This is a genomic window from Halogeometricum rufum (assembly GCF_900112175.1).
GTDB lineage: Archaea > Halobacteriota > Halobacteria > Halobacteriales > Haloferacaceae > Halogeometricum > Halogeometricum rufum.
Map to the genome: position 1 here is coordinate 546,600 of NZ_FOYT01000001.1, position 10,601 is coordinate 557,200.

Genomic DNA, 10,601 nt, shown 5'->3' on the forward strand with positions numbered 1-10,601 from the left:
GACAGGTACACGTCCATCAGTTCCCTAGCCGAGCGTAGATGAGCAAGGACTTCATCGAGGTTCGAGGTGCGGAAGAACACAACCTCAAAGACCTCGACGTCCAGATTCCTCGCGAAGCGTTCACCGTCGTCACCGGGCTCTCGGGGTCGGGTAAGTCGTCGCTCGCGTTCGAGACGATTTACGCCGAGGGGCAACGGCGGTACATCGAGTCGCTGTCGGCGTACGCCCGCAACTTCCTCGGGCAGATGGACAAGCCGCAGGTGGAGGCCGTCGAGGGTCTCTCGCCCGCCATCTCCATCGACCAGAAGAACGCGGCGAACAACCCGCGTTCGACCGTCGGCACCGTCACCGAACTGCACGACTACCTCCGCCTCCTGTACGCCCGCGTCGGGACGCAGTACGACCCCATCACGGGCGAAGAGGTCGGCGAGCAGTCCGCACAGGACATGGTCACGCAGATTCTCTCGCTCCCGGCGGGCACCCGCGCGAAGATCGTCGCGCCGGTCGTCCGCGACCAGAAGGGGGCGTTCGAGGACCTGTTCGACGAACTCGTCGCCGACGGTTACGCCCGCGTCGAGGTGGACGGCGAGGAGTTCGACCTGACGGTCGAGCGTCCGGACCTCGACAAGAACTACGACCACACCGTCGACGTGGTAGTCGACCGGGTGAAGATTCGCCCCGAGGACCGCTCCAGAATCGCCGACAGCGTCGAGACGGCGCTGGAGGAGGCCGACGGCGTGCTGCAACTCGTCGTGCCCGACCCACCCGAGGACGTGCCGTTCGCGTCGAACACGCGGTCGACGGGTGACCTCGCGGGCGAGGGCGACGACCGACTCGTCGTGCAGTTCTCCGAGGAACTCGGCAACCCGAACTCCGAGTTCCAGTTCTCCGAGATAGAGACGCGGTCGTTCTCGTTCAACAGCCCGCACGGCGCGTGTCCGTCGTGTGAGGGCCTCGGCCAGACGAAGGAGATAGACGAGGTCCTCGTCGTCGTCGACCCCTCGAAGCCCCTCAAGCACGTCTTCGAACCGTGGTCGTACAACCGGTCGTACTACCGCACGCGGCTGGACTCGGTGGCCGAGCACTTCGGCGTCTCGCTGGACACGCCGTTCGAGGAGGTGGACGACGACGTGCAGCGACAGTTCCTCTACGGCACCGACCGAGAGGTCGTCTTCGAGCGACAGACGCGCAACGGGACCCGCCGGAAACAGAAGCGCTTCGAGGGCGTCATCCCGAACCTCGAACGACGGCACGTCGAGACGGATTCGGAGTCGACGCGCGACCACATCGAGAAGTACATGGCGACCACCACCTGCCCCGACTGCGACGGCACGCGCCTGAAAGAGCAGTCGCGGCACGTCCTCGTCGCCGGCACCGCCATCACCGAGGTGAACCGGATGAGCATCGGCGACGCCCTCGAACACTTCGAGGGACTCGAAGCCGAACTCGGCGACCGGGAACGGACCATCGCCGAGGAGATTCTCAAGGAGATTCGCGCCCGTCTCGGCTTCATGGAGGAGGTGGGGCTGGAGTACCTGACGCTCGACCGCGAGGCGTCGACGCTGTCGGGCGGCGAGAGCCAGCGCATCCGCCTCGCGACGCAGGTGGGGTCGGGCCTCGTCGGCGTCCTCTACGTCCTCGACGAACCCTCCATCGGCCTGCACCAACGCGACAACGACCGCCTCCTGAACACTCTCGAAGGCCTGCGGGACCTCGGCAACACGCTCATCGTCGTCGAACACGACGAGGAGACGATGCGGCGCGCGGACAACGTCGTGGACATGGGTCCCGGCCCGGGCAAGCGCGGCGGCGAAATCGTCGTGCAGGGCGACTTCGACGACATCTGCGCGGCCGACGACTCCGTCACGGGCGAGTACCTCTCCGGCCGTCGGGAGATACCCGTCCCCGACGAACGCCGCACGTCCGAGGAGTTCCTCACCGTCCGCGGGGCGCGACAGCACAACCTGAAGAACCTCGACGTGGACCTGCCCATCGGGCAGTTCACCGCCATCACCGGCGTCTCCGGGTCGGGCAAGTCCACGCTGATGCACGAGATTCTCTACAAGGGGCTGGCGCGGACGATGAACGACAACACGTCGGTCCACCCCGGCGACCACGACGCCATCGAGGGCGTCGACAACATCGAGACGGTGCGCCTCATCGACCAGTCGCCCATCGGTCGGACGCCGCGGTCGAACCCCGCGACGTACACCGGCGTTTTCGACTACATCCGCGAACTGTTCGCCGAGACGAAACTGTCGAAACAGCGCGGCTACGAGAAGGGCCGCTTCTCGTTCAACGTGAAGGGCGGGCGCTGTGAGGCCTGCGGCGGGCAGGGGACGGTGAAGATAGAGATGAACTTCCTCTCGGACGTGTACGTCCCCTGCGAGGAGTGCGGCGGCGCGCGGTACAACGACGCCACCCTCGACGTGACGTACAAGGGCAAGACCATCTCCGACGTGCTGGACATGGAAGTCTCGGAGGCGCTGACGTTCTTCGAGGCGAACTCGCAGATTCGCCGCCGCCTGCAACTCCTGCAGGACGTCGGCCTCGGCTACATGACGCTCGGACAGCCCTCGACGACGCTGTCGGGCGGGGAGGCCCAGCGCATCAAACTCGCCGAGGAGTTGGGCAAGAAACAGACCGGCGACACGCTGTACCTCCTCGACGAACCGACGACGGGCCTCCACAAGGAGGACGAACGGAAACTCATCGAGGTGCTGCAACGCCTCACCGACAACGGCAACACCGTGGTCGTCGTCGAACACGAACTCGACCTGGTGAAGAACGCCGACAACGTCCTCGACCTCGGTCCCGAGGGCGGCGAACACGGCGGCGAAATCGTCGCCACCGGCACGCCCGAGGCGGTGGCGCGCGTCGAGGAGTCGCACACGGGCCGCTACCTCCGTGACCTCCTGCCCGACGTGGACATGGAGGGCCCGCGCTCGGACCGGCGCAAGCCCGCGAAGGCACCGAGCGACGACTGACCGGTCGTCGCTCCCGCCGCACCGAGGCGGTCCGACACGGCCGTGGTACGGGCCGCCGATTCTCACGTTCGAGAGTCGGCGCCGCTCCAGCCGCCAGTCGCTCTCGCGACGGACTCACTCGACGACGGCGAGCAGCATCACCGCCGCGACGAGCGAGACGGCCAGCGCGAAGATGCCGACGCTCTTGGTCGCCGTGGCGGCGTTCGGCCCGGCCGCGACGCTCACCTCGGTGGAGAGCAGGAACCCGGCGAGCCAGAAGCCGCCGACGGCGACGCCACTCATCCCGAGCGCGTACTTCGCCGTCACGTTCGCGGACATACACTGCACGTCAGTTCGAAACACAATGAATCTGTGCTACCGGTTTTCGAAACTGATACTCACGTTCCGCCGCAGCTCCGACGGAAGTCACCCCGCACAACCGTCAAGTCTCCGGGTACGCTACGGTGTGACGTGACAACCTGCTACGTCGGGATGCGCGGCGGCGTCCTCGTCGTCGACGACCCGAACGGCGAGTCGCCGGCCGCACGCAGAGCGTTCGGCGGGCACGACGTGGAGTGTCTCGCGGCCGACGACGCCGCCCCCGCCCGGGCGTTCTGCGGGACGTTCGACGCCGGACTGCACCGCACCGACGACGGCGGCGAGACGTGGCACCGCGTCGGCGGCGACGCCCTCCCCGAGTCGGTGACCAGCGTCGCCGTCTCGCTGCACGACGCCGCGACGGTGTACGCGGGGACGGAACCGAGCGCGGTGTTCCGCTCTCGGGACGCGGGAGAGACCTGGACGGAACTCGACGGCCTCACCGACCTCCCCTCCGCGTCGGGGTGGGCGTTCCCGCCGCGGCCGCACACCCACCACGTGCGCTGGGTCGAACCCGACCCGCACGACCCGGACCACCTGTACGTGAGCATCGAGGCGGGCGCGGTGGTTCAGACGCGCGACGGCGGCGAGACGTGGTCGGACCGGGTCCCGTCGGCCCGCCGCGACACGCACTCGATGGCGACGCACCCGGACGCGCCCGGACGGGCGTGGGCCGCCGCGGGCGACGGTTACGCAGAGACGCGCGACGGCGGCGAGACGTGGACGCACCCGCAGTCGGGACTCGACCACCGCTACTGCTGGAGCGTCGCCGTGGACGCCGCGGACCCCGCGCGCGTCCTCCTCTCGGCGGCGCGGGGGCCGGGCGTCGCGCACACCGCCGACCGGGCGGAGTCGTATCTCTACCGGCGCGAGGGCGACGCGCCGTGGGAGCGACTCGGCGACGGCGCGTCGGCCGGCGGCGGCATCCCGACCGGCGACGGCGTCGTCCGCGCCGTCCTCGCCCGCGGACGCGCGGGCGGCGAGTTCTACGCGGTCACCAACCGCGGCCTGTACCGGACGGTCGACGGCGGCGACTCGTTCGCTCGCGTCGCCGTCGACTGGCCCGAGGCTTTCGAACGACAGACGCCGCGGGGTCTCACCGTCGTCCCGTCGGTCACGGCTTGAGCAGAGTCTTCACGCTCGACTCGCTGGTGTGTCGGCGTCGCACCCGGTGTTCCGCCTCCGCGGCGAGCAACGAGACGACGAACGGGAGGAGCCAGAAGACGGCGTACAGCGTCCCGAACGACGTGGCTCCGGTGCCGGGGACGACGAGGACGAGACCGAACCCGGTCCCCACCACGGCGGCGGGCGAGAGCCGACTCGTCTTGAGTGCGACGTAGATGGGGACGGCGCCGAGGAACACCAGTCCGGTCGTGACCCAGATTGCGAGTCCGACCGTCGCGGGGTCGAGCGTGGTGAACTGGAGGCCGGAGAAGCCGACGACGACGGCGGCGTGGAGGACGCCGACGGTGAGAGAGCCGACGCCCGTCTCGCCGTCGAGAGCGTCGTGCACGCGGGGGTCTCTGACGGCCAGATACTCGACGGCGGCGAGGGCGAGGACGACGGTGCCGGCGATGACGACGCCGACGAGGAAGTCCACGACGACGAGCGACTCGGGCGGCGTCGCTCGCGCGCCCGTCCCGACGCGCGGGCCGAACCCGATCCACGGCACGAGCAGCAACAGCACCGTCGTGACCGGCAGGGGGGTGAGGAGGCCGCGTCGGTGCCCCTCGACCACCAGCAAGCCCACGGCCGAGAGGAGCGCGACGTACAACAGCCCTGTGCGTGGGTCGCCCATCGAACCTGCGCGGACACCGAGACTCAGGAGGTAGCTCGTGAACGCGACGGGGGCGAGGGCGGCGGCGAGGAGAGCGTCCCGGCGCATACGTCTGTATTCTCTATCTGTTGACTTATCGCTTCGGCCCGGTGTCAACTGCTGCGCTCGCTCCGAGTCGGTGCAGGACGACGAACGTATTTGTCCGCGCCCGAAAGAGTCCACAGCAATGTACGACTTCGCCGTCGTCGGCGTCGGTCCCGCGGGTGCCCGCTTCGCCCGCCGGGCCGCCGAGGCAGGATACGACGTCGTCGCCTTCGAGAAGGGCGAGGTCGGAACACCGCTCGCCTGTTCCGGCCACGTCAGCACCGACATCTGGGCGTACGTCCCCGACGAAGCCAAGTCGCGACTCCTCCAGAACCGCGTCTACGGCGCGAACTTCCACGTCGGCGGCGCGAGCAGTCGCGCCTACCCGTTCTACAAGACCGAGCAGGTGTCGAACGTCATCGACAGAGTGGAACTCGACCGGACGCTGGCCGACTGCGCGCGCGACGCCGGCGCCGACGTGCGCGAACGCCACACCGTCACGAGCGTGGACGAACGCCACGACGGCGTCGAACTCACCGTCTCCGCCGACGGCGACGAACGCACCGTCGAGGCGAAGATGGTCGCCGGGTGCGACGGCCCCGTCTCGCGCGTCCGCCGGCAGGCGGGCATCGACGAACCCGCGGAGATTCTCCACGGCGTCCTCGCGTTCGACGAGACGCCCGACGACGGCGACTACGTCGACGTCCACCTCACCGTCCCGCGCTTCTTCGCGTGGCGCATCCCGCGGGGCGACGCGGGCGTCGAGTACGGACTGGCCGCCCCGCCGGGCGCGGAGGTCAACGAGATGTTCGACGTACTCACCGACCAGTACGACGTGGAGACGACGCACTTCTGCTCCGGGGGCATCCCCATCGACCCGCCCGAACGCGTCACCACGCGCCGCGTCTTCCTCCTCGGCGACGCCGCCGCGCAGACGAAGCCGTTCACCGGCGGGGGAATTTTGTACGGCATGACCGCGGCCGACTGCGCCGTCGACGCCATCGACCCGGACGACCCGGCGACGCTCCGCGACTACGAGTCGGCGTGGCGCGACGCGCTCTCGACGGAGATTTCGATGGGCCACTGGCTCCGCCGGGCGTACTCGCTGCCCGAACCCGTCCAGCACCTCGGCCTCCGGTCGCTGTCGGGCGAAATCGGCGTCCACATGGACAAGCCCACCTCGTTCTTCTCGCGGGAACACCTCGGGAAACTACTCGGGCGGTGACTCGGGGCGACGCGCCCGCGACGCTCACTCCCGGCCGACGTACGTCGGCAGACGCCGCGAGGCGTCGCTGCCCTCCACGAACGGGAGCGACGCCACCTCGGCGGCCACCTCACGTTCGTTCACCCTGACCTGCACCGCGTCCGCGTCGAGTTCGAAGTCCACGAGGGCGAGGGCGACGGGCGCCTCCAGCGTCGGACTCTCGACGGCGCGGGTCACCTCGCCCACCGACGCGTCGCCGTCGAAGACGGCCGCGCCCGCCGCCGGCAGTTCCTCGGGTCGGAGGCCGACGAGGCGCTTACTCGGTTGTCCCCGGTTCTCCACCTTCGAGACGACTTCCTGCCCGACGTAACAGCCCTTCTCGAAGTCCAGCGCGTTCCGCAGGCCGAGGACGTTCGGCACCCGTCCCTGCAGTTCGGTGTCGAACAGGGGCGTCCCCGCCTCCGCGGTGAGCGTGTCCCACGTCGCGTAGCCGAACGGGACGGCGTTCATCCCGTTGGTGAGCAGGGTGTCGAACACGTCCGCGGCGGCGTCGGCGGCGCAGACGACTTCGTAGCCCTCTTCGCCCGCCAGCCCGTCGCCCGCGATGACCGTCACGCCGGCGTCGCCCATCGACCCGCGGACGAACGACAGCGCCGGTTCCGGCGCGCCCGCGCCGTTGAGGACGCTCGCCACTTTCTCGGTGGACTTCGGGCCGTGGACGCCGAACACGCCGAACTCCGTGGAGGCGTCGCGTACCGCCACGTCCTGGATGAACACCTTCTCCGACCAGTCTTCGACCAGCGGTTCGGCGCGTTCGGGCGGCGTGAAGCAGAGCAGTCGCTCGCCCGCGTTGTAGACGTACATGTCCGTCTCGATGCGGCCCTGCGGGTCCAACAGGAGGGCGTAGACGCCCTCGCCGTCCGCGTCGGGGACGCGGTTCGACACCGCGTTGTCCACGAACGCCACCCGGTCGTCGCCCTCGACGGCGACGACGCCGTAGCCCATCTCGATGACGGCCGCGCCCTTGCGGACGGCGCCGTGGGTCCGCGCCGGTCGGCCGTAGTCGCGGACCACGTCTCGGCCCGCGCGCGTCTCGAACGTCGCACCGTACCGCTCGTGCATCTCCTCGACGACAGTCATTACCTACGTCTGCGCACTCTGGGGTGAAAACGTCCGCGTCACCGGCGCGATTGCCGGGGGCCGGCTACAACCCCAACTTCTCGCGGATGGCGTCCACGATGCTCCGTTCCTCCTCGGGTTCCTCGCCGGGGTTCGGCACGACTCGGTCGTCGGGGAGGATGACGACCCGGTCTTCGTCGCTGTCGACGGTGATGAGTCCGTCCGACTTGAGCGACGACAACGCCTCCTCGATGGTGTCGATGTCGGCGTCGACGGCCGCGCGCAACTCGAAGACGGTCATCCCCTCCTCAGTTCGGTCCACGAGTGCGTCGAGGAGGGCTACCTCCACGTCCCGCCGATTCCGAAACTCCCGCCGCGCTCTCATGGTCGCTACAACGTCCGCACTCGGTTTATACTGTCCCCTCAGCGTGCGACCCGCTGTCACATTCTTCCCGAGCGCACCTGTCTGCCGGGCGTCGGACAACGAGGGGGTACATTTTAGTCGCTGAGTTTCCGAAAAGCGGGTAATGGGACTCAAGTGCCGTCTACTCGGGCATCAGTACGGGGACCCCGAGATAGAACGCGAACGCGAGGAGAACGGCGACGAGGTCGTCGCCACCATCCGGGAGATTCAGGTGTGCCAGCGGTGCGGGACCGAACACGTCGTCAGCGAGAACAAGGAAGTCACGTCCATCCGACGCCCCGAGGAGGTGGGACTGGAGACGGACGCTGCGCCCGAGGCGGCAGACCCCGTGGCCGCCGACGAGGCGCCGGCCGGACCCGAGACGACGCCGACGGGCGACGCGTCCGCACAGGCCGGCGACGCCGCGACGCCGACCGACGGCGACCCGACGCCCGCCGCCGACACCGGGACGCACATCGCAGAGGCCGAACCCGACGAGTCGGCCGCCCCCGCCCCGCGCGAGGACGCCGCGGAGGCGTCCGCGGACTCCGACTCCGACTCCGCGTTCAACGACGACGACTTCGAACCGCCGGAGTCGCCCGACGAGGACGACGCGGTCATCCTCGACGACGAGGGCAACGAACGGGACGAGACGCAGTGGCCCGAGGACACGGGCCCCGACCCGGCGATGGCGGCGCGGGAGTCCGCGGCGGCGGAGGACGGCCAACCCGTCGAACCCGAGACGCCCGACGAGGACGTCACCGACGACGCCGAGTTCATCGACGCCGAGGAGGACCCGGTGAACGACGACGTGGACGTGGACCGCGAACGCGGCGAGTGGCCCGAACGCGAGGACGTCGAGGACCGCGAACCGTCCTGGCCCGTTCAGGAGGGCGAAGACGAGGGATTCGCGGCCGAACCGTCCGACGGGAGTCCGAGCGAGGACGTGTCGTTCGGCGGTCTCACGCCCGAGTCGAACGGCCACGTCGGCGACGACGCGGCGGAGGAAGACTACATCACCGCCGGCGACGACGGGTTCACCCGCGCGGAGCAACAGGGCGAACTGCAGTCCGACGTCCCCGACGACCGAATCGAGTTCTACTGTCCCAACTGCGGTCACGCCCGGTCGGCGGGCGCCTCTTCGATGCGGGCCGGCGACATCTGTCCGGAGTGCAAGCAGGGCTACATCGCGGAGCGACAACTGTAGTCGCGGCGGCGAGTATATAACGCCCCCCGGCGCACTCGTAAATCGCTTATAGGCGCCCGGAGACGCTTTTATAGGGCATAAGAGGCGACGAGGGACGAAACAGGTAAACCATCCCCTGTCAAACCACGGGTCATGAAGGAGTACAAGATGCGTCGCGGAGAGACCCTCGATGAGCGAGTTCCGGACATGGAGTCGTACGTCGAGGAGATGTTCGGCCCCATCACCGACACCGAGGAGTACAAGGGGAGCGACCTGTACGTCGTCGGCGAACCCTCGAACCCCGTCTTCGAGAAAGTCGTCGCCGGTGCGGTGGAGTACAGCGGCAAGAAGGACAAACTCGCCGTCGAGTTCCACGAACGCGACCCGACCGAACTCGGCCCCGACGAACTCGAGGCGGCCGGCGAGGCCGTCGACGCGAAGAACACGTTCCTCCTCGAAGCGACCGGTCGAGACGCCAAGTCCCGCCGTGAGTCGCTGAAGCGGTCGGTCGAAGACGACGCACCCGACTACTGAACGGTACCCCTTCTCCGCGCGAGCGTCGTTCGCCCACCCGCGGAGCGACCGGTACGGACGCGGCGCGGCCTCACAGGGTCTCGGGTAGCCAGCCGCCGTCGATTTCGACGTTCTCGCCGGAGATGTAGCCGGAGTCGTCGTCCCAGAAGAACGCCACCGCGTGCGCGACGTCCTCGACGCTCGCCCACCGGCCGCGGGGGGCGTCGTCGGGGAACTCGTCGGAGGTGTCCACGACGTACGGCGAGACGGCGTTGACCGTGACGCCGTCGTCCTGCGTGTCCGCCGCGAGCATCCGCGTGAACATCAGCACGCCCGTCTTCGCCACGAAGTAGGGGAAGTTCTTCGGGTAGACGAGTGCCTTCTCGCTGCCGGCGTAGCCGACGTTGACGATGCGCCCCCACGACTGCTCGCGCATCCCCGGGAGGGCGCGCTTCGCGCAGAGGACGGTGCCGTAGAAGTTCGTCTCGACCACGCGCTTCCACGTCTCGAACGGTATCTCCGCCCAGTGCTGGGGCGCGAAGTCGCCGACGTTGTTCACGAGGAGGTCCACCGTGCCCAGTTTCGCCTCCACGTCCTCGAACATCGCGTCCACGGCGTCGGGGTCGGTCACGTCGCCCTGCACCGTCGTCGCGGCGGGCGCGCCGAGTTCGCGGGCCTCTGCGGCGGCCTCTGCGGCGGCCTCGTCGCTCGTGTGGTAGTGTATCGCGACGGCGGCGCCCGAGGCGGCCGCGCGGAGGGCGATGGCCCGTCCGACGCCTCGCGCACTGCCGGTCACCAGCGCGACGCGGTCGTTCAACTCCGGAGTGAGCATATCGGTCCGTGGGACGGCACGCATATAGCGATTCGCCGCCGCGCAGTCCGGACCGCAGTAACTTACTTGACGGTAGCACGTGACACGGACACGTGTGCCTCCGGCGCCGGTAGTCCGTAGAAAAGTTCATTCGGAACAG

Annotated in this window: 10 protein-coding genes; 5 read left to right on the forward strand and 5 right to left on the reverse strand. The window is 68.9% G+C overall.

Going from position 1 to position 10,601, the window contains the following annotated elements; genetic code table 11:
- Nucleotides 1-38: 38 nt before the first annotated feature.
- Nucleotides 39-2,987: an excinuclease ABC subunit UvrA gene (gene uvrA / locus BM310_RS02860; protein WP_089804432.1), complete on the forward strand. Its 2,949-nt coding sequence runs from the start codon at nt 39-41 to the stop codon at nt 2,985-2,987.
- Between the two features lie 114 nt (nt 2,988-3,101).
- On the opposite strand, the gene BM310_RS02865 is transcribed toward uvrA, so the two are convergent.
- Entirely contained in the window at nt 3,102-3,305 is a 204-nt protein-coding gene (locus tag BM310_RS02865) for a hypothetical protein (RefSeq protein WP_089804434.1), read from the reverse strand.
- 153 nt (nt 3,306-3,458) lie between these two features.
- Here BM310_RS02865 and BM310_RS02870 point away from each other — a divergent pair, with 153 nt between their 5' ends.
- On the forward strand, nt 3,459-4,469 hold the full coding sequence (locus BM310_RS02870) for a WD40/YVTN/BNR-like repeat-containing protein (protein WP_089804436.1): 1,011 nt from the start codon (nt 3,459-3,461) through the stop codon (nt 4,467-4,469).
- Here BM310_RS02870 and BM310_RS02875 read toward each other — a convergent pair.
- Nucleotides 4,459-5,229 (reverse strand): hypothetical protein, encoded by a 771-nt coding sequence (locus tag BM310_RS02875; protein ID WP_089804437.1) that lies wholly within the window; start codon nt 5,227-5,229, stop codon nt 4,459-4,461. The genes BM310_RS02870 and BM310_RS02875 overlap by 11 nt on opposite strands.
- A gap of 118 nt (nt 5,230-5,347) precedes the next feature.
- On the opposite strand from BM310_RS02875, the gene BM310_RS02880 reads away from it, so the two are divergent.
- Nucleotides 5,348-6,430 (forward strand): geranylgeranyl reductase family protein, encoded by a 1,083-nt coding sequence (locus tag BM310_RS02880; protein ID WP_089804440.1) that lies wholly within the window; start codon nt 5,348-5,350, stop codon nt 6,428-6,430.
- Between the two features lie 24 nt (nt 6,431-6,454).
- On the opposite strand, the gene ygfZ is transcribed toward BM310_RS02880, so the two are convergent.
- Both ygfZ and BM310_RS02890 read right to left on the reverse strand, forming a co-directional pair.
- On the reverse strand, nt 6,455-7,549 hold the full coding sequence (ygfZ, locus tag BM310_RS02885; RefSeq protein WP_089804442.1) for a CAF17-like 4Fe-4S cluster assembly/insertion protein YgfZ: 1,095 nt from the start codon (nt 7,547-7,549) through the stop codon (nt 6,455-6,457).
- Nucleotides 7,550-7,613: 64 nt separating this feature from the next.
- Complete coding sequence (locus tag BM310_RS02890) at nt 7,614-7,913, reverse strand: DUF6432 family protein (RefSeq protein WP_089804444.1); 300 nt, start codon at nt 7,911-7,913, stop codon at nt 7,614-7,616.
- Between the two features lie 142 nt (nt 7,914-8,055).
- On the opposite strand from BM310_RS02890, the gene BM310_RS02895 reads away from it, so the two are divergent.
- Both BM310_RS02895 and BM310_RS02900 read left to right on the forward strand, forming a co-directional pair.
- On the forward strand, nt 8,056-9,138 hold the full coding sequence (locus BM310_RS02895; RefSeq protein ID WP_089804446.1) for a DUF7093 family protein: 1,083 nt from the start codon (nt 8,056-8,058) through the stop codon (nt 9,136-9,138).
- 132 nt (nt 9,139-9,270) lie between these two features.
- Entirely contained in the window at nt 9,271-9,651 is a 381-nt protein-coding gene (locus tag BM310_RS02900) for a DUF5611 family protein (RefSeq protein WP_089804448.1), read from the forward strand.
- Nucleotides 9,652-9,721: 70 nt separating this feature from the next.
- On the opposite strand, the gene BM310_RS02905 is transcribed toward BM310_RS02900, so the two are convergent.
- On the reverse strand, nt 9,722-10,462 hold the full coding sequence (locus tag BM310_RS02905) for an SDR family NAD(P)-dependent oxidoreductase (RefSeq protein ID WP_089804450.1): 741 nt from the start codon (nt 10,460-10,462) through the stop codon (nt 9,722-9,724).
- Nucleotides 10,463-10,601: the final 139 nt, after the last annotated feature.